The following is a 17,566-nucleotide window of genomic DNA, read 5'->3' as shown; positions in this document are numbered from 1 at the left end:
GAGTGAAGGATCTTCGAGTACCACCGGGCCCTGGGCTGCCTGAGGGTCTCGTCATCCCCGACACCGAGCTCGTCGAACGCTTCTCCCGCTCCCCCGGCCCCGGCGGGCAGTCGGTCAACACCACCGACTCCCGCGTCGAGCTCTCCTGGGACCCGGCCGCGTCAGCCGCCCTCGACGAGCGCCAGCTTGCCCGCCTCCTCGCCCGTTCCTCCGGACCGCTCGTCGTCGTCTCCCACGAGCAGCGCTCCCAGCACCGCAACCGCATCGCCGCACGCGAGCGTCTGGCCCTCCGCATCCGCGAGCTCCTCGCCCCGCCACCTCCCACCCGCCGCCCCACCAAGCCCACCCGCGGCTCCAAGGAGCGCCGCCTCGACGCCAAGCGCCAGCGCGGCCAGACCAAACAGCTCCGCGGCCGCATCCAAGACTGACCTCCCGAGCCGTCACCCCGGTCGGCCGAGACGTCACCCCCGCCGGGCGAAGCGTCAGCCCCGCCGGCCGAAAGGTCACGTACGTCGGCCGAGGCGTCGTCTAGGTCAGCCGAGGCGTCACGTGGGTCGGCCGAAGCGTCACGTACGTCGGGCGAGATGGCACCAAGGACATCTCGATTCGCCGGAGCGACGGTTCGCCCAACCGAAGTGACGTCTCGCCCAACCGGAGCGACGCTTCGGCCGACCGGGGTGACGCCTCGGCCGACCGAGGTGACGCCTCGGCCGACGTACGCGCCCTCTCGGCGTCAGGCGGGGTCGGGGTCGGTGGCCAGGCGGGCGTGGGTCTCGGTGTCGTAGCGGACGCCGTCGTAGAGAAGCTTCTGGCGTTCGCGGCCCTCGACGAGGAAGCCCGCCGCGGTGGCGACACGGCACGACCCGGGGTTGTCGATCTGGTGGCCGGTCTCGAGGCGGAAGATGTCGAGCTCGTCGAAGCAGTGCCTGGCCAGCAGCTTCAGGCCGGTGCTGCCGACACCTCGTCCGCGATGCTTCTCGAGGGTCCAGTAGGAGATCCAGCCGATGCTGTGGACCCGCAGCTGGGTGGTGACCCGCATCTGCCCGAGGATGTCCGCTCCGTCGACGACCGCGAAGGTGTAACCCCTGTCCGCGACCGCGTCCTCAGCCCACCCGGCAATCAAACGCTCGGCATCCTCGACCGTGGCCACGTCCGCCGGCCGCTCGGTCTCCATCCCAGCGCCGGCGTACGCAGCGAGCAGGACCTCCGCGTCCGACTCCTCCCACTCGCGGAGCCGAAACCCGTCGTTCCTCATAGGGCACACCATATACACCGGTCTGCGGTGCACGATCGGTGCACCGACACCGACAACTCGAATGCACCAATCGTGCACATGCACGATCCAGGCCTCGGCGAGCACTGCTCAGGTGCACAGATCGCTCACGGCTGCTAGCGCACCACCGGGAAGTGGGGACGCCAGGCCTCCGAGAGATGCTTCGGCACTCCGGGTTCACCGCGTTCCAGCAACACCCGGTGGATCTTCTGCAGAGTCAGATCGGGTCGACGATAGATGCCTTTCGCGACAACAGTCAGGATGCGCCAGCCGTCATCGTCGGCCTCCTCACGTCGCTCGAGGTCACGCTCCCACTGCTCAACAGCGTGTTGTTGGCCGTCGTACTCAACCACTGTCTTCGACGCCGCGTACACCAGGTCATGCTCCCGCTTGAGCATGCCGTCGCCCGTGCCGACGAGCGTGTTGATGCGCGGTTCAGGGAGTCCCGCGAGCACGATCAACATGCGAAGTCGAGTCTCCATCGGGGAGCGCACGTTCTCGCGCACGTAGCCCACAGCCATGGCAGCAACGCGCGAGCCGGGCAGGCCGCCGGCCGCCGCGAAATCGGCCAACGTCGACGCAGTCACGCCACGGTGACGGCGTACGAGGTGGTCGCCCGCGACCACGAGGTCGACCAGGCTGATCTGGCTCGCGAGCTCGGTGAAGAGCTGGTCGGGTGAAGAGACGCCGATTCCGTCGAGAACCACCGCTCGCGGCTTCCGCATCACATGGCAGACGATGCCAGGATGCGTACGCCGATGGGCCGGGGCCGTCACCGTCACATGCTCGTCGGGCAGCGTCGGTATCGGCACCTCGTAGACCCTGGCCGCGGACGCGTGGCTCGCGAAGCCGTGTCCCCGGAACGGGACGAGGGCAGCCTGGACCCGCTGCAACGGCGTTGCCGGAGCGTCGGCGGAGACGTACACGCCGCTGAAGAGGCGTACGAAGCGCGGCCCCCGCAACGTGCTCGGCTTGATCTTCGCCTTAGCGGCATCAGCTCGCGAGAACGGTCGCGACGTGTCCAGGACGAATGCCTCGTCCTCATCGGCGGGATCCCCCATGAAGGCATCATCCGCCACCGATGCACGATCCGTGCACCTTTGTGGAGATCACGGGTGCATGGATCGTGCACGTGATCGATCGGTGCACCCGCCGGTGCCGGCGCGGTGCACCGATCGGTCACAGGGTCGACTGGATGCCGGCGAGGAGCTGGCGGGCCATGACGATGCGCTGGACCTGGTTGGTGCCCTCGTAGATCTGGGTGATCTTGGCGTCGCGCATCATCCGCTCGACCGGGTAGTCGCGGGTGAAGCCGTAGCCACCGAGCAGCTGGACCGCGTCGGTGGTGACCTGCATCGCGACATCGCTCGCGAACGCCTTGGCCGCGGCGCCGAAGAAGGTCAGGTCCTTGTCGCCACGCTCGGAACGACCCGCGGCAGCGTAGGTGAGCTGGCGGGCGGCCTCGATCTTCATCCCCATGTCGGCGACCATGAACTCCACACCCTGGAACTCCGCGATCGCCTTGCCGAACTGCTTGCGCTCCTTGATGTAGCCCAGCGCGTAGTCCAGCGCACCCTGCGCGACACCGACGGCCTGCGCGGCGATGGTGATCCGGGTGTGATCAAGGGTCTGCATCGCATAGGTGAAACCCATGCCCTCCTCGCCGATGATCCGGTCGGCGGGGATGCGTACGTTGTCGAAGTAGACCTCGCGCGTCGGCGAGCCCTTGATGCCCAGCTTCTTCTCCGGCGCACCGAACGAAACGCCCTCGTCGGACTTCTCCACCACAAACGCAGAGATTCCCTTGGAGCGCTTCTCCGGGTCGGTCACGGCGAGCACGGTGTAGTACTCCGAGACACCTGCGTTGGTGATCCAGCGCTTGACGCCGTTGAGCACCCAGAAGTCGCCGTCACGTACGGCCCGGGTCTTCTGGTTGGCCGCGTCCGAGCCCGCGTCGGGCTCGGAGAGACAGTAGGAGAAGTTGCCCTCACCGGCGGCGAGCTTGCCGAGGTACTTCTTCTTCAGCTCCTCCGAGCCACCGATCTGCACCGGCAGCGAACCGAGCTTGTTCACCGCGGGAATCAGCGAGGCCGAGACGTCCGCACGAGCGATCTCCTCGATGACCAGCACCGTCGCCAGAGCGTCCGCACCGACACCGCCGTACGCCTCCGGCACATGCGGCGCGAAGAACTCGGTCTCGACCAACGCGTCGTGCGCCTCCTGCGGATAGCGAGCCTCCTCGTCGACCGCAGCAGCGGCCGGCGCGATCTTCGCGTCACAGATCTCGCGGATGGCCTTGCGGATCTCCTGGTGCTCCTCGGAGAGGGCGAACAACGGGTACTCGGCACTCATGTCCCGGAGTCTATGCCTGTTTGCTACTCGCCAGTAAGTCGGTGGTACGTCGGCGGGTCACGGAATCCACCGGCTCACGTTGTTGTTGTGCGCTACATGACCGTTGCGTGGCTCGACCAGGACACCATCGACAAGCTCCTCGACGACTCCGAGACGTGGGCGGTAGTCGGCCTCTCGGGCGATCCGTGGCGTACTGCCTACTCGATCGCCCAGGAGCTCCAGCAGCACGGCAAGCGGATCATCCCGATCCACCCGGGCGCCGCCGCCGAGGGCAAGGAGGTGCTCGGCGAGAAGGTCTACGCGACCCTGGCCGACGCCGCCGCGGCAGTCGGGAAGATCGACGTCGTCGACGTCTTCCGCCGCTCCGAGGCCGCCGGTCAGTTCGCCGACGAGGCCGTTGCGATCGGCGCCGGCGGCGTCTGGTTCCAGATGGGCGTGGTCGACGAGTCGGCCTTCGAGCGCACCACCGCGGCCGGCGTACCGATGGTCATGGACACCTGCCCCAGCAAGGTCTGGTTCCAGCGCGCCAGGGCCGGCGCACAGGCGTAAGGGCTACGGCTCGAACGTCATCGTCCGCAGGTGCTCGTAGATCACCGAGGTCTCCACGTCGGCGATCTCGGCTCGCGAGGTGAGCCGGTCGATGACGAACGCGTAGAGCGCGTCGTTGTCCGCGACCGCGACGTGGACGATGAAGTCCATCCGGCCGGAGGTGACGAAGACGCCGACGGCCTCAGGGAGCGCGCCGACCCAGTCGCGGAAGGACTCGATGTTGGCGCGCGAGGGCGGTCGGATGCGTACGGCGACGAGCGCCTGCACGCCCCGGTCGATCTGGCGTAGGTCGAGGTCGAGGTACGCCCCGCGGATGAGCCCGCGGCGCTGCATCGCCCGCGCGCGGTCGTGCACCGTGGTCGCCGAGACGCCGACTTCTGCGGCGATGTCCCGAAGGCTCCGCCGTGCATCCATCGTCCAGGCGGCCAGAATCTGACGGTCGACTTCATCCATGCACGCCAGATTATCCGATCTTCCTGACAATGACCGGCTTGATTGCGTTCAGTCCTGACATTCTCAAGACTTGTCCTCGAATCAGTTGGCGAATGACAGGAGTCGGAGTGATGAGCACAGACGTCGAGGAAGCCAGGGTCGGGTTCGCACCGGACGAGATCGACCAGTCCGCGAGCACGCGGGACGTGCCCTTCAAGTGGGTGGTCGTCGTCGACCAGGCCCTTCCCGCTGGCCGCGCGGTGAACGCGGCCGTCTGCGTCGCGGGGGCGACCACGCAGCGTACGGCCGGCCTCCTCGGGGAGGACGCGGTCGACGCCGACGACTCGACGCACCCGGGTCTGCCCTGGATCGGCTGCACGGTCCTGGGCGCCCCGGCCCAGCGGCTGACCGACCTGCGGCGTCAGGCGGTCGCCCAGCCAGGGGTCGCGGTCATCGACATGCCGACCCAGGCGCAGCACACGAGGGTCTACGACGACTACCTGTACGCCGTCGGGAACAGCCGAGGCGCCGATCTGTCCTACTACGCGGTCAGCCTCTTCGGCCCTCGTCGGATCATCGACAAGCTGGTCAAGGGGCCCTCGCTCCTGCCCTGAAACCTCAGGAGGTGGCGTTGCGTACGACCTCGCCCTTGGCAGCGGCCAGCTCGGCGAGTGACTTCTCGTACGCCACCAGCTTCTGCTGCAGCTCGGGGTCGGAGACGCCGAGGATGCGGGCGGCGAGGATGCCCGCGTTCTTGGCGTTGCCGATGGCGACCGTGGCCACCGGGATCCCGCCGGGCATCTGGACGATCGACATCAGCGAGTCGAGTCCGTCGAGGTACTTCAGCGGCACCGGGACACCGATGACGGGCAGCGGAGTGACCGAGGCGAGCATGCCCGGAAGCGCAGCCGCACCGCCGGCGCCGGCGATGATCACCGAGAGGCCGCGTCCGGCAGCCTCGCGGCCGTAGTCGAGCATCTCCTGCGGCATCCGGTGGGCCGACTTCACATCGGCCTCCCACTCGATCCCGAACTCGTCCAGCAGCTCGGCCGCAGCCTTCATCGTCGGCCAGTCGGAGTCGGACCCCATCACGATCCCCACGCGTGCGCTCATGGGGCCAAGGCTAGGCCGACGAACATGTGTACGCGTGAACCGGGCCGTCCAACGGTGGTCGTAATTCGCTGTCGCGCCTCACAAGGTTAAGAGATCGTGTGCCCGTGTTGTCCGCCATGAGATATCGGCTCGGCCAGGCCGTGGTCATCTCGCTGTTGTCCGCGCTGATCACCGCGTGTGCTGTCTTCGCCCCGCTCTACGACCGCGCGATGCAGCAGGCTGCCACCGCGGTCACCCTCGACAACGCACCCAGCGTGGAGCGCGACCTCCAGATCTTCGGACCCCCGGCGAACTATCTCCTGGAGCGCACCGACCCCGCCGAGCTCGCGCGGCAGCTTCCGAGCTCCTCGCTCTTCGAGCCTCATGTCGCCGGGCGCAATGCCGTCGCGGACCTCGATCTCGGCCCTGCCTCGCTCTCCGTCCCCCAGGGAGACATCTGGTGGCGCGAGGGCCAGTGCGACCACATCAAGATCACCGCGGGCACCTGTCCCGACCGGGGCCGCGAGATCCTGGTCACCGACAACGAGGCGAAGACCTACGACATCGCCATCGGGAGCACGGTGAAGTCGTTGGCGGCCAAACCGCCCGTGGACGTGAACTATCATCAGCCGCCGACACCGTGGGTGACCTACCAGGTCGTCGGCACCTACCGGGCCGACGACGAAGCGTGGTGGCAAGGTCTCCAGCTCGAGGGCCGGGCCGGGATCGCCGCCGGTGACATCGTCCAGCACGATGTGTGGCTGACCGACGAGTCGACCTTCGGTGGCTCGACCCCGTTCCTCGACGCCGAGCGCCCATGGGTGGGATCGCGGCTGCGCGCCGATGCGGTGGGGGTCGACGAGCTCACCGGTCTCGAGGGTGAGCTACGTGACCTCCGGGCACGGGCCGAGGAGGTCGAGGAGCACGACGAGATCTTCGAGGACTCGATCACGTCGTTGGTGACATCGCTGCCCGAGCTCACCGACGAGGTCGATGCCCAGATCGAACAGAGCCGTACGACGGTGCCACTGCTCCTCGTACAGCTGGGTGTGCTCGGAGTGATCGTCCTGTGGCTGATGCTGCTCGCGGCGACGGACCAGCGCCGCCCGGAGGTGGTGGTCGCGCGACTCCGGGGGCGGGGTGCGTCAGGGGCCAGGTCCTTGCTGATGGGCGAGCTTCTCCCCGCCGTGCTCGCCGGGATCGTCCCCGGGGCAGCCGTGGCGGTCCTCGCCGCCACCCTCGCGCGGGAGTACGCGCTGCCTGGCGATCCACCCTTCGAGCTTCCCCGGGGCGTGCTGGTGTCCGGCATCATCGCCGGGGCGGCCCTGGTCCTGGTGACGTACGCGGCCGTCTACCGGGTCGCCCGCGAACCACTCGGCTCTTTGCTCCACCGGACCCACCGCCGTCGCTCGGGATGGGCGATCGGCGCCGGCGACGCCGTGGCCATGGCCGCGTGCGGGGCGTGCGTGGTCGCCTTCGTGACGGGCAGCCTGACCGGGCCCATCGCGCTCGCCGCCCCCGCACTGCTCTCCGCGCTGGTCGGCCTCGTTCTCGCACACCTCTTCACCCCGGCGGCGATGCGGATCGGGCGCACGCTGCTGCGCCGCGGCCACCTGCGCGCCGGCATCTCGCTGCTGGACGCGTCGCGGAGCATCGCCACGCGGCGCACGGTCGCCCTGGCCACCGTCGCCAGCGCGCTCGCCGTCTTCTCGGTCTGCGGTCTCCTCGTGGGCGAGCGCAACCGCGCGGTCGCGGCGGAACAGGAGGCGGGCGCCCCGTTGATCGCCGAACTCCAGGGGCAGCGGTCGACCGCAGACAACCTCGAGTCGGTACGTCGGGTGCTCGCGAGAATCGACCCCGAGAGCACGCAGATGACCCCCGTCGTACGAGCCGCAGCTCCCAGCGGTGGCGCAACGACGTTCGCCGTCGATCCGCAGGGGTTCCGGCAGATCGCTCTCTTCGGCACCGAGGACGCGCCCAGCGCCGGTCAATGGAGAGAACTCACGGACGGAAACGCGCGCGAACCGGTCCCGGTCATCACCACCGGGGCGCTCTTCGAGGACGGGGTCACCATCGTCGGCCTCGACGGCATCGAGCAGGAAGGCGAGGAGGTCGCGGCCATCGACCGGGTCCCCGGCGGCGGCCCGGACGTCGCCCTTGTCGACCTCGCCACCGCCCAGAAGCTCGCCCCTCCCGACGCCGACTCCTCCATCTCCCTGTGGTTCGCTGCCGAGGATCGGACGCTGCTCGACCGGGTCAGCGCCGGCCTCGAGGAAGAAGGCATCATCGTCGTCGAGACTCGAACGCTGAGTGACGTACGCCGCAGCCTGGACGAGTCGGTCGCGGCCTGGAGCCTGCGGCTCGGCGTCGTGGTCGGCCTCGCCGCCGTTGCGATCGCCGTGCTCGCGTTGAGCGTGCTGACGGTGACCGGCTGGCGCACCCGCGCTCGCGACCTGGCCTCGCTGTGGTTGGCGGGTGTGGATCGGCGCACGGTCAGGCGGCTCCCCGGCGCCACGCAGCTGCTGCCCGTGGTCCTAGGGGTTCTCGCCGGCGCCGGAGCCGGCGTGCTCGGCGCCCTGCTGACCCTGCCCGACATACCCCTCTTCGCCGTGCCGCCTGCCGTCGACACCATCGACCTGTCCGTTCCATGGCTGGCGGTCGGACTGACCACGCTCGGCTGTCTGCTGGTCCTCGGCACAACCGCCGTCCTCCTCGGCCGGGCAGTCGCGGCCGCCGCGCGCCTCGACCGGGTCCGGGAGACGGCATGAGCAGCGGCGGGATGGGCATCCGTACGCACGGCCTGGTGCACATCTACCACGCAGAAGGACACGATGTGGCCGCGCTCTCCGGTGTCGACCTGGACGTGAGACCCGGCGAGCTGATGGGGCTGCTCGGCCCTTCAGGATCGGGGAAGTCCACGCTGATGAGCCTCCTGGCCGGCGTCTTCCGGCCCAGCGCCGGCAAGATCTTCGTGGGCGCGCACGAGGTCTCATCGGCCAGCACGAAGGAGCTGGACCGACTCCGGGCAACCCAGGTCTCGCTGATGCTCCAGGGGGCAGGACGCAATCTGCTGCCCTACGCCACTCCGGCGGCCAACGTGAGCTTCGCGCAGCGCGCGGCCCGCACCACCAAGGATCTACCCACCGCTGAAGAGGTGCTCCGCGAGCTCGGAATCGCCGAGGTGGCCGACCGTCCGCTGGCCGGCCTCACCCCTGGCGAGCTGCAGCTCGTTGCACTGGCCGTCGCTCTCGCCACCCGGCCCGGGCTCGTCCTCGCCGACGAGCCCACCAGTCAGCTCGGCCACGCCGCCCGCGACCTCGTCCTCGAGCGGCTCGCCTGGATCAACCGCACCCACGGCACGACCGTCGTGCTCGTCACCCACGATCCGCACGTCGCCGCGTTCCTGCCTCGCACGGTCACCATCCGGGACGGCCGTATCGGTGGCGAGGGACGCAGCGGGGAGGAGTACGCCGTGGTGACGGCCGATGGTTCGCTCCCGCTTCCCGGCCACGTACGCGACGCGCTTCCGCCAGGCACACTGGTGCGTTTCCATCCGGTGGACGGTCACTATGAGCTCGTTCCCGAGCATGAGGAGGCGAGCGATGAGTGAGCTTCGCGCGAACGGGTTGACGGTGACGTACGGGAACCTGGTTGCCGTCCAGGCGATCGATCTCGACCTCGAGGCAGGGGTCATGCTGGCCGTCACCGGGCCCTCCGGCGCCGGGAAGTCGTCGCTGCTGTGGGCGCTGGCCGGCGCCCTGTCCCCGGCAGCCGGATCCGTGAACGTGGACGGAACGCCGCTGGCCGACCGGGACGACGCCGCCGCCCGCGGCGTCACCCTCATCCCCCAGGGCAACGGGCTCGCCGGAGCACTCTCCGCGGAGGAGAACATCCTGGTACCGATGCTTGCCCGCAAGGTGTCACCCCGGAAGGCGCTCGAGCGCACCTCGGCGGCACTCGAGCTGGTCGGCCTCGCGGAGTCGGGACGCCACCTGGTCGACGAGCTCTCAGGTGGTCAGCAGCAGCGGGTCGCGCTCGCCCGCGCCTTCGCGATGCGGGCCGCGGTGATCCTCGCCGACGAGTCCACCAGCGACCTGGACGCCGGCAACCGGGAGCGGATGATCGCCGCGCTTCGGGCCGAGGCGGCGCGGGGCGCGATCGTCGTCCTCGCCACCCATGACCCCGAAGCCGCCGCCGAGGCCGACGCCGAGCTCGCGCTCGACGAAGGGGTCGCGTCATGGCCCCGACCTCTGCCTGTCACCTGAGTGTCGGTCCTGCCCGCTAGTGTGCTGGCCACTCTCCCCCACGACCCCACAAAGGCAGATGGATCCAGCTACCAGCACCGACGTCGTCGTCAGCGCGCGACCGAACCCGACCGCGGTCGAGCGGTTCACCGGGCTGACCAAGGCGGAGCGCAAGGCGCTGCCGTCCCGGGTGCGGCAGGTCGCGTCCTGGTCCCGGCAGGCGGCGTCGGCGACCCGCGCCCGGGCTGAGATCGAGCAGGAGGCGGCGGAGGCGGTCGACCACTACCGGGCGAGCGCGGCCGAGCTGAAGCGCGCGGCGCAGGTGGCCTGGCGCAGCATCGCCCTGGACCGGAGCGATGGGCCGCGCCTGGCCGCGATCGCGCGGCGTCACGCGCTCGAGCCGGTCGAGGAGACCACTCAGGAGCTCGTCGACTCGCTCGCCGCCGCCGCGGACGACGTGGCGCAGGCCAAGAAGGCTTCCGGTGCGCGTCGCCTGCTGGTGCGCGGGAGCCGCCGCGAGGAGGCCGAACTGGCTGGCAGACAGGTCCTCGATCTGCACCAGCGCGCGAGCGAGATCCAGGCAGCGACGCGGCTCGACGAGCTGACCAGGCTCCCGGCCCGGCGCCGGGTGCGCATCCGCGAGGCGCTGCTGCCGAGCGTCGGTCTCCTCGAGGCGCTCTCCGACCTGGGCTCCGAGGCGGTGCTGGCGCCGCGCAAGGGCGTACTCGTGCTGCGCAACGAGGGCGAGGCGCTCAACGAGGCTAGGCGCTCCGAGGAGCCCGCGCGCCGAGCCGCGACCGACGCCGCCAACGCTGTCCGGAGCGCCGACACCGACACGGCGGTCAGGTCGCTGCCGGTCGACGAGCTCGCCGATCTCGTACGCGTCGAACCCCTCCTCGAGGCCGGGATCCACACCGTCCACGAGGTCATCCATCCCACCTCTGACCTGCGACAACTCCCCGGAGTCGGCCCGGCCACCGCGATGCGGATGCAGGAGGCGGCGCAGGCGCTGTGGCAGCGCACCTACGACGAGATGCCGCTCGCGATCGACCACGAGCGGCGCACTCCGGCGGCCACCAGGCTGCTCGCGCGGCTGGCGGAGTGGGAGGCCGGGCGGCGTACGAAGGACGCGGGGGCGGAGCTCGCCCTGGTCCAGTCGCTGCGGCCGCTGACCCGGTCGCTCGACAGTGGCGCCAGGTTCCATCTGATCCTGGCCAACGCGGCCAGCCTCGACGACTTCCAGGGCGCGCTACGGGCGATCGCCCATCGTGCCGAGATGGCCCGCCGGGTGCGTCCGGGCAACCGGCCCGCCGACCCCTGGGAGGACTTCGAGAAGCGGCCGGCCGACTACTACGCGATGCTCTCCGAGCTCGGCTTCCTCACCGAGGACGAGGACAAGATCCACGGTGACCTGTCGGCCGAGATCATCGAGGCGGTGCGGGCGCAGGAGCTGCGCACCAACAACCTGACCGCGTCGCTGCGCGGCTACCAGCACTTCGGCGTCCGCTTCGCGCTGGTGCAGATGAAGGTGATCATCGGCGACGAGATGGGGCTCGGCAAGACTCTCCAGTCGCTGGCCGTGCTCGCTCATCTGCACGCGATGGGCGCGTCCCACACGCTGGTCGTCTGCCCCGCTGCCGTGGTCACCAACTGGGTACGCGAGACCGACTCGAAGACGACCCTGATCCCCCACCGTCTCCACGGCAACCGCCGCCTGAAGGCCGCCAAGATCTGGGTCGAGCAGGGCGGCGTCGCGGTGACCACCTACGATACGCTCAACGCAATCCATCCGTTCCTCGACCAGGTCAAGGTCGCCTGCGTCGTGGTCGACGAGGCGCACATGATCAAGTCGCCGCGCACCCAGCGCACCGAGCGCGTACGCCGCGTCCTCGACTCCTGCGAGCGCGCCATCCTGCTCACCGGCACCCCGATGGAGAACCGCATCGACGAGTTCCGCAACCTCGTCTCCTACCTCCGCCCCGACCTGCTGCTCTCCGCCGACGAGTTCAATCCCCACCGGTTCCGCAAGCAGGTCGCCCCGGTCTACCTGCGCCGCAACCAGGAAGACGTGCTCACCGAGCTGCCCGACCTCGTCGAGGTCGAGGACTGGCTGCCCCTGTCCATGGCCGACGAGAGGGCGTACGCGGAGTGCGTCCGCGACGGCAACTTCATGGCCATGCGCCAGGCCGCGATGCTCCAGGGCACCTCGTCGGCGAAGGTCGAGCGGCTGATCGAGATCGTCGGTGAGGCCGAGGAGAACGGGCGCCGCGTGATCGTGTTCTCCCACTTCAGGAAGGTCCTCGACGACCTGGTGACGCTGCTGCCGGGCGAGGTCTTCGGCCCACTCACCGGGTCGGTCCCCGCCGAGGAGCGCCAGCAGATGGTCGACGAGTTCTCCGCTGCCGGGCACGGTGCCGTGCTGATCACCCAGATCGTCGCCGGCGGCGTCGGCCTCAACATCCAGTCGGCCAGCGTGGTCGTCATCTGCGAGCCGCAGCTCAAGCCGACCATCGAGTGGCAGGCCATCGCCCGCGCCCGCCGGATGGGCCAGCTCCAGTCCGTCCAGGTCCACCGCCTGCTCTCGGAGATCGGTGTCGACCAGCGCATCCACGACATCCTCGCCGCCAAGGCCGAGCTCTTCGACGACTTCGCCCGGGTCAGCGCCACCGCCGCCAGCAGCCCCGAGGCGTACGAGACTTCGCACCCCGAGGATCCCTCCACCACCCTCGCCGCCGAAGCCTCCGACGCCGAGATCGCCCGCGACGTCGTCGCCACCGAACGCCAGCGCCTAGGCGTCTGACCCGTCCACTGCCTGCCGAGACCTCAGCCCCGTCGGCCGAGACGTCACTTATGCAGGTCGAAACGTCACGTACGCAGGCCGAGTTGGCACCGGCGTGACATCTCGACCGACCTAAGTGACGTTTCGGCCGACCTATGTGACGCCTCGGGCGGCGCAGGTGACTTCTCGGTCAGTCGGAGTCGTTGCCGAGGTCGCCCTGGAACCAGTCGGCGGCGTGGCGGGCGCGCTCGAGACAGTCGTCGAGGTCGTCGCCGTAGACGTTGACGTGGCCGACCTTGCGCCCCGGGCGCATCTCCTTGCCGTAGAGGTGGACGCGGAGGTGGGGGTCGCGGGCCATGGCGTGGGGGTAGCCGTCGTAGAGGCGGCCGACGTTCTCCCTGGTCGAGCCGAGGATGTTGACCATCACCGACCACTTCGCGCGGGGCGCGGGCGAGCCCAGGGGCAGGTCCATGACCGCGCGCAGATGGTTCTCGAACTGCGAGGTGACGGCGCCGTCCTGGGTCCAGTGGCCGGTGTTGTGCGGGCGCATGGCGAGCTCGTTGACGAGCAGCCGACCGTCGACGGTCTCGAACATCTCGACCGCCAGGATGCCGACGACACCGAGCTCACCCGCGATGCGCAGCGCGATCTGCTCGCCCTGGACGGCGAGCTCGGGCGAGAGGTCGGGCGCCGGAGCGATTACCTCCTTGCAGACGCCGTTCTCCTGGTAGGTGTGCACGACCGGGTACGCAGCGGCCTGGCCGCTCGGCGAACGGGCGACGATCGCGGAGAGCTCTCGGCGGAAGTCGACGAGCTCCTCGGCCAGGACCTGGACACCCGCCTCCTCGGCGACCCGAAGCGGCTCGGCGACATCGGCAAGGTCGCGTACGACCCAGACGCCCTTGCCGTCATATCCGCCGCGGGTGGTCTTGAGGACGCACGGGAAGCCGAACGCCTCGACCTCGGCCGTGGACGACACGATGGCGTTGCGCGGGCACGGGATGCCGAGCTCGGTCAGCCGCGCGCGCATGACGCCCTTGTCCTGGGCGTGCACGAGTGCGTCGGGACCGGGGCGGACCGCGACGCCGCCGGCCTCGAGCGCGTGCAGATGCTCGGTCGGGACGTGCTCGTGGTCGAAGGTGACCACCTCACAGCCCTCGGTGACCTTCTTCAACGTGTCCAGGTCGCGGTAGTCGCCGACCATCTGGTCGGGGATCACCTGAGCGGCCGACACACCCTCGCCCTCGGCGAGAAGCCGGAGCGGGAGGCCGAGCGCGATTGCGGGCTGAGCCATCATGCGGGCCAGCTGGCCACCGCCGATGATCGCAAGTGTCGGTGCGAGGGTCACGACGGACAGAATAAGGAAACTGACCCGCCGGGGCCGATTTCGCGGATCCCCCTCACGCTATCCGCGAAACCCGACCCCCGGCAGTGAACGAAGGTCAGGCCTTCTCGAAGCGCAGGCCCTTGCCGCGCAGGGTGGTGATCAGATGGGGCTTCCGGGGGTCGTCGCCCAGCTTGCGACGCACCCATCCCAGGTGTACGTCGATGGTCTTCGACGAGGTGTAGAAGGTCGCGTTCCACACGTCCCTCATCAACTCGTCACGGGAGACGACGTTGCCAGCCCTCTTGATCAGGGCGTGGACCAGGTCGAACTCCTTGCGAGAGAGCGTCAGCTCCTCATCGTTCCGCCATGCTCGCCGGGTCTCCGGGTCGAGCTTGATCTCCTGTACCTCGATCATGAGACCGACATTAAAGAGGTAAAGAGCCCTTGGCAAAGGATTGCACGATATTGCCACTGACATCTTCATGCCAGAGTGCAACGAATTGGGCATGACAAACGTGCGCCCCCGAATGGCGCACTCAACCATGCCCACGAAGGCATGGTCAGGTAAAGCAGTCAGCACTCGGCGTTGATCGACTGTTAACTACAACGGAATGTGAACAAATCCGCGAAACCGCAGGTCAGCGACACCCTTGAAGGTCACGATTCAGACACGGCGGACGGCGACGGGCTCCACGATCCCGAAGCCCCGCACCGGGCGAGCGGCCAGTCGCCGGGTCTCGAACTCGTCCTCGGGCATCGTCCCGGCGGTCGCCTCGTCGACGATGATCCGGTTGCGGCGGGCGACGGCGGTCAGCCGCGCGGCCATGTTCACGGGCGGTCCGAAGACATCGCCGAGACGCGAGACGACGTTGCCGGAGGCGAGCCCGACACGTACGTCCGGCATCCGCGGGTCCCGGCCGATCACGTTGATGATCCCCTCGGCGGTGCCGTACGCCTGGAGCGGGTCGTCGTTGACGAAGAGCACCGAGTCGCCGAGCGACTTGATGATCCGGCCGCCCCAGGTCGCCACCACGTCGGCACACCGCGACTCGAAGAGCTCGACCAAGTCACCGATCTTCTCCTCGGTCAGCGTGTTCGACAGCGCGGTGAACGAGACGATGTCGGCGAACCCGACCGTCTGCCAGACAGTGCCCAGCTGCTCCTCGGGGCCGGCGACCGAGGCCTCTGCCCGCGCGAGCGCGGCGCGCGTGTGCCGGCGCCAGGCGAAGATCATCATCTCCTCGAACGCGCTCTCGAACTGCTCGGAGACCGAGACGGTCGCCTTCAGCAGCTCGGCGGGCGTCCGGTCGTCCTCGTTCTGGGTCTCGACGTGGTGCAGCAGCGCGGAGACCTCGTAGTCGGACAGGCGGGCCATGGACTGCCCGATGCCACGGGTCAGGTTGACGACCAGGTCGAAGCTGACCAGCCCGTTGCCGGCGATCTCGTTGGCCTTGGCCAGGGCCTGCACGTCCGCCTCGTCGAAGAAAGCCTGATCGTCCCCGATCTCCGGAAATCCGAGCGCACGCCACAGGCGCTTCGCCTGGTCCAGGCTCACGCCGGCCTTCTCGGCGACCTCCGCCGAGGTCAGGTTGACGGGCTGCTTCGATTTCGCCACGAACAGATCATGCCATCCGGCTCGTCACGACTGCCCGTCACGACCGCCCGTCACGACTGGGGACGGAGCCGGGCGTGGATGACGTCGCCCGCACCGACCACCCGCGACCCCTCGTCGGTCGCGATGACCAGGCGGCCGAAGTCGTCGATCTCGGTGGCCACGCCCTCCCAGACATCCCCGCCCGGCAGCTCGGCGCGTACCTGCTCACCGACGGTCACCGACAGCTCCCGGTAGCGGCGAGCCAGCTCGGCGGGGTCCGAGCCCCAGATCTCGTACGCAGCACCCAGCTCCTCCAGCAGCGCGGCAAGCATCTCGGTGCGGTCGACGGGCGCACCGCTCTCCAGCTCCAGCGAGGTGGCGGTCTCGATCGGCAGCTCCTCGCGCGTCAGCGAGGTGTTGAGCCCGAACCCGATCACCGCGGCCGCGCCCTCAGGCGCCTCGATCCGCTCGATCAGGATCCCGCAGACCTTGCGACCCTCGATGAGTACGTCGTTGGGCCACTTCAGCCCGGCTGCGTACCCCTTACTCCGCAGCACCGATGCGACCGCGACACCGGTCATCAACGGCAGCCACGGCCACCGCTCGACCGGGATCGAGGGCGACGGCCGCAGCAGCGCGGAGACCGTCAGCGCCGAGCGCGCCGGGGTGGTCCAGCCCCGGTCCAGGCGTCCCCGGCCGGCGGTCTGGTGCTCGGCGGTGATCACCAGGCCCGGCGCCTCGCCAGAGCGCGCACGCTCGGCCAGTACGGCATTGGTCGAGGGCGTCTCATCGAGGATCTCGACGCGCCACCCGCCCGGCAACGCATCGAGCCGGGAACGGTCAAGTGACGGGCGTCGCATCGCGAAAGGTGGCACGGGATTAGATTGGCCCTCGCACTGCACGAAGTCCAAAGGAGCAACGTGAGCGCCGAACCGACCAACGAGCCAGTCATCGATCTGCACACGACTGCCGGGAAGCTGGCCGAGCTGGAGCGTCGTCTTGACGAGGCTGTCCATGCTGGTTCCGCGAAGGCGGTGGAGAAGCAGCACGCGAAGGGTCGTCAGACCGCGCGGGAGCGGATCGAGATGTTGCTCGATGAGGGCTCCTTCCAGGAGGTCGATGAGCTGGCCCGGCACCGTTCGGTGGCGTTCGGGCTGGAGAAGAACCGGCCCTTCGGTGATGGTGTTGTCACCGGGTACGGCACCATCGATGGGCGTCAGGTCTGTGTCTTCTCCCAGGACTTCACCGTCTTCGGTGGCTCCCTGGGTGAGGTCTATGGCGAGAAGATCACCAAGATCATGGACCTGGCCATCAAGACCGGGTCCCCGCTGATCGGGATCAACGAGGGCGCCGGCGCCCGCATCCAGGAAGGCGTGGTCTCCCTGGGGCTGTATGGGGAGATCTTCAAACGCAACGTCCACGCCTCGGGGGTGATCCCGCAGATCAGCCTGATCATGGGCAACTGCGCCGGCGGGCACGTCTACTCCCCCGCGGTCACCGACTTCACCATCATGGTCGACAAGACCTCGGGCATGTTCATCACCGGCCCTGATGTGATCAAGACCGTCACCGGTGAGGACATCACCATGGAAGAGCTCGGCGGCGCCCTGGCCCACAACTCCAAGTCCGGGGTGGCCCACTACATGGGTGCCGACGAGGCCGATGCGATCGACTACGTCAAGGCGTTGCTGTCGTATCTGCCCTCGAACAACATGGAGGAGCCCCCGGCCTTTGAGGAGGTCGCGGATCTGGAGATCTCCGAGCTGGACCGGGAGCTGGACACCTTCATCCCCGATGGCGGGAACCAGCCCTACGACATGCACGAGGTGATCTCCCGTGTTGTTGATGATGAGGAGTTCCTCGAGGTCCAGCCGTTGTGGGCACCCAACATCATCATCGGCTATGCCCGGATCGAGGGCCGACC

The 17,566-nt window shown here is 68.9% G+C and carries 17 protein-coding genes; 8 read left to right on the top strand and 9 right to left on the bottom strand.

The annotated features are described in order from the left end of the window. Window positions 1-2 precede the first annotated feature (2 nt). Window positions 3-428 carry an alternative ribosome rescue aminoacyl-tRNA hydrolase ArfB gene (arfB, locus tag ABZY89_RS27330; RefSeq protein WP_355232343.1) on the top strand — a complete coding sequence of 142 codons (426 nt, stop codon included), beginning with the start codon at window positions 3-5 and terminating at the stop codon, window positions 426-428. A 305-nt stretch (window positions 429-733) separates the two neighbouring features. Here the strand turns inward: arfB and ABZY89_RS27325 are convergent, their stop codons facing one another. The 3 genes from ABZY89_RS27325 to ABZY89_RS27315 all read right to left on the bottom strand — a co-directional run bounded on the left by ABZY89_RS27325 (window position 734) and on the right by ABZY89_RS27315 (window position 3,625). Then, on the bottom strand, window positions 734-1,255 hold the full coding sequence (locus tag ABZY89_RS27325; RefSeq protein ID WP_355232341.1) for a GNAT family protein: 522 nt from the start codon (window positions 1,253-1,255) through the stop codon (window positions 734-736). A gap of 134 nt (window positions 1,256-1,389) precedes the next feature. Then, entirely contained in the window at window positions 1,390-2,352 is a 963-nt protein-coding gene (locus ABZY89_RS27320) for a DUF559 domain-containing protein (protein WP_355232339.1), read from the bottom strand. 100 nt (window positions 2,353-2,452) lie between these two features. Continuing rightward, a complete protein-coding gene (locus tag ABZY89_RS27315; protein WP_355232337.1) occupies window positions 2,453-3,625 on the bottom strand; it encodes an acyl-CoA dehydrogenase family protein in 1,173 nt (390 codons plus the stop codon). A 96-nt stretch (window positions 3,626-3,721) separates the two neighbouring features. On the opposite strand from ABZY89_RS27315, the gene ABZY89_RS27310 reads away from it, so the two are divergent. Continuing rightward, window positions 3,722-4,174: a CoA-binding protein gene (locus ABZY89_RS27310; protein WP_355232335.1), complete on the top strand. Its 453-nt coding sequence runs from the start codon at window positions 3,722-3,724 to the stop codon at window positions 4,172-4,174. Window positions 4,175-4,177: 3 nt separating this feature from the next. Here ABZY89_RS27310 and ABZY89_RS27305 read toward each other — a convergent pair whose 3' ends face one another. Continuing rightward, window positions 4,178-4,627 (bottom strand): Lrp/AsnC family transcriptional regulator, encoded by a 450-nt coding sequence (locus ABZY89_RS27305; protein WP_160025110.1) that lies wholly within the window; start codon window positions 4,625-4,627, stop codon window positions 4,178-4,180. A gap of 110 nt (window positions 4,628-4,737) precedes the next feature. Between ABZY89_RS27305 and ABZY89_RS27300 the strand changes: the two genes are divergently transcribed. Beyond that, window positions 4,738-5,220 carry a DUF2000 domain-containing protein gene (locus ABZY89_RS27300; RefSeq protein WP_355232333.1) on the top strand — a complete coding sequence of 161 codons (483 nt, stop codon included), beginning with the start codon at window positions 4,738-4,740 and terminating at the stop codon, window positions 5,218-5,220. Window positions 5,221-5,224: 4 nt separating this feature from the next. On the opposite strand, the gene purE is transcribed toward ABZY89_RS27300, so the two are convergent. Beyond that, window positions 5,225-5,719, bottom strand: coding sequence for a 5-(carboxyamino)imidazole ribonucleotide mutase (gene purE / locus ABZY89_RS27295; RefSeq protein WP_091050777.1), 495 nt, complete (start codon window positions 5,717-5,719; stop codon window positions 5,225-5,227). Between the two features lie 116 nt (window positions 5,720-5,835). Here purE and ABZY89_RS27290 point away from each other — a divergent pair, with 116 nt between their 5' ends. From ABZY89_RS27290 to ABZY89_RS27275, 4 genes are read left to right on the top strand one after another with little or no spacing between them, the layout of a single operon-like run. Further along, window positions 5,836-8,466 (top strand): FtsX-like permease family protein, encoded by a 2,631-nt coding sequence (locus ABZY89_RS27290; RefSeq protein ID WP_355232331.1) that lies wholly within the window; start codon window positions 5,836-5,838, stop codon window positions 8,464-8,466. Beyond that, window positions 8,463-9,308 carry an ATP-binding cassette domain-containing protein gene (locus ABZY89_RS27285; protein ID WP_355232329.1) on the top strand — a complete coding sequence of 282 codons (846 nt, stop codon included), beginning with the start codon at window positions 8,463-8,465 and terminating at the stop codon, window positions 9,306-9,308. The genes ABZY89_RS27290 and ABZY89_RS27285 overlap by 4 nt, the downstream gene beginning before the upstream one ends. Continuing rightward, window positions 9,301-9,963 carry an ATP-binding cassette domain-containing protein gene (locus ABZY89_RS27280; protein ID WP_355232327.1) on the top strand — a complete coding sequence of 221 codons (663 nt, stop codon included), beginning with the start codon at window positions 9,301-9,303 and terminating at the stop codon, window positions 9,961-9,963. The genes ABZY89_RS27285 and ABZY89_RS27280 overlap by 8 nt, the downstream gene beginning before the upstream one ends. 58 nt (window positions 9,964-10,021) lie before the next feature. Next, window positions 10,022-12,742: an SNF2-related protein gene (locus ABZY89_RS27275; protein ID WP_355232325.1), complete on the top strand. Its 2,721-nt coding sequence runs from the start codon at window positions 10,022-10,024 to the stop codon at window positions 12,740-12,742. A 169-nt stretch (window positions 12,743-12,911) separates the two neighbouring features. Here the strand turns inward: ABZY89_RS27275 and ABZY89_RS27270 are convergent, their stop codons facing one another. The 4 genes from ABZY89_RS27270 to ABZY89_RS27255 form a co-directional block, all read right to left on the bottom strand. Then, the gene (locus tag ABZY89_RS27270) at window positions 12,912-14,069 is read right to left on the bottom strand and encodes a 5-(carboxyamino)imidazole ribonucleotide synthase (RefSeq protein WP_355232323.1); all 1,158 of its coding nucleotides are present in this window, start codon (window positions 14,067-14,069) and stop codon (window positions 12,912-12,914) included. 94 nt (window positions 14,070-14,163) lie between these two features. After that, the gene (locus tag ABZY89_RS27265; protein WP_229788189.1) at window positions 14,164-14,463 is read right to left on the bottom strand and encodes a winged helix-turn-helix domain-containing protein; all 300 of its coding nucleotides are present in this window, start codon (window positions 14,461-14,463) and stop codon (window positions 14,164-14,166) included. Between the two features lie 249 nt (window positions 14,464-14,712). After that, the gene (locus tag ABZY89_RS27260) at window positions 14,713-15,663 is read right to left on the bottom strand and encodes an adenylate/guanylate cyclase domain-containing protein (protein WP_355232321.1); all 951 of its coding nucleotides are present in this window, start codon (window positions 15,661-15,663) and stop codon (window positions 14,713-14,715) included. 50 nt (window positions 15,664-15,713) lie between these two features. Beyond that, on the bottom strand, window positions 15,714-16,502 hold the full coding sequence (locus tag ABZY89_RS27255; protein WP_355232319.1) for a biotin--[acetyl-CoA-carboxylase] ligase: 789 nt from the start codon (window positions 16,500-16,502) through the stop codon (window positions 15,714-15,716). A gap of 60 nt (window positions 16,503-16,562) precedes the next feature. Between ABZY89_RS27255 and ABZY89_RS27250 the strand changes: the two genes are divergently transcribed. Continuing rightward, on the top strand, window positions 16,563-17,566 hold a 1,004-nt coding region (locus tag ABZY89_RS27250; RefSeq protein ID WP_355232317.1), incomplete at its 3' end, for a carboxyl transferase domain-containing protein.

Source organism: Nocardioides sp. NPDC006303, assembly GCF_040613175.1.
Classification (GTDB): Bacteria; Actinomycetota; Actinomycetes; order Propionibacteriales; family Nocardioidaceae; genus Nocardioides.
This window is presented reverse-complemented; position numbering and strand designations above follow the sequence as displayed.

Excerpts from the sequence above, each read along its gene's own strand:
- purE (WP_091050777.1), bottom strand. The coding sequence starts at position 5,719 with ATGAGCGCACGCGTGGGGATCGTGATGGGGTCCGACTCCGACTGGCCG.
- ABZY89_RS27285 (WP_355232329.1), top strand. The coding sequence starts at position 8,463 with ATGAGCAGCGGCGGGATGGGCATCCGTACGCACGGCCTGGTGCACATC.
- ABZY89_RS27275 (WP_355232325.1), top strand. The coding sequence starts at position 10,022 with ATGGATCCAGCTACCAGCACCGACGTCGTCGTCAGCGCGCGACCGAAC.
- ABZY89_RS27315 (WP_355232337.1), bottom strand. The coding sequence starts at position 3,625 with ATGAGTGCCGAGTACCCGTTGTTCGCCCTCTCCGAGGAGCACCAGGAG.
- ABZY89_RS27325 (WP_355232341.1), bottom strand. The coding sequence starts at position 1,255 with ATGAGGAACGACGGGTTTCGGCTCCGCGAGTGGGAGGAGTCGGACGCG.
- ABZY89_RS27265 (WP_229788189.1), bottom strand. The coding sequence starts at position 14,463 with ATGATCGAGGTACAGGAGATCAAGCTCGACCCGGAGACCCGGCGAGCA.
- ABZY89_RS27300 (WP_355232333.1), top strand. The coding sequence starts at position 4,738 with ATGAGCACAGACGTCGAGGAAGCCAGGGTCGGGTTCGCACCGGACGAG.
- ABZY89_RS27305 (WP_160025110.1), bottom strand. The coding sequence starts at position 4,627 with ATGGATGAAGTCGACCGTCAGATTCTGGCCGCCTGGACGATGGATGCA.
- ABZY89_RS27310 (WP_355232335.1), top strand. The coding sequence starts at position 3,722 with ATGACCGTTGCGTGGCTCGACCAGGACACCATCGACAAGCTCCTCGAC.
- ABZY89_RS27255 (WP_355232319.1), bottom strand. The coding sequence starts at position 16,502 with ATGCGACGCCCGTCACTTGACCGTTCCCGGCTCGATGCGTTGCCGGGC.
- ABZY89_RS27290 (WP_355232331.1), top strand. The coding sequence starts at position 5,836 with ATGAGATATCGGCTCGGCCAGGCCGTGGTCATCTCGCTGTTGTCCGCG.
- ABZY89_RS27280 (WP_355232327.1), top strand. The coding sequence starts at position 9,301 with ATGAGTGAGCTTCGCGCGAACGGGTTGACGGTGACGTACGGGAACCTG.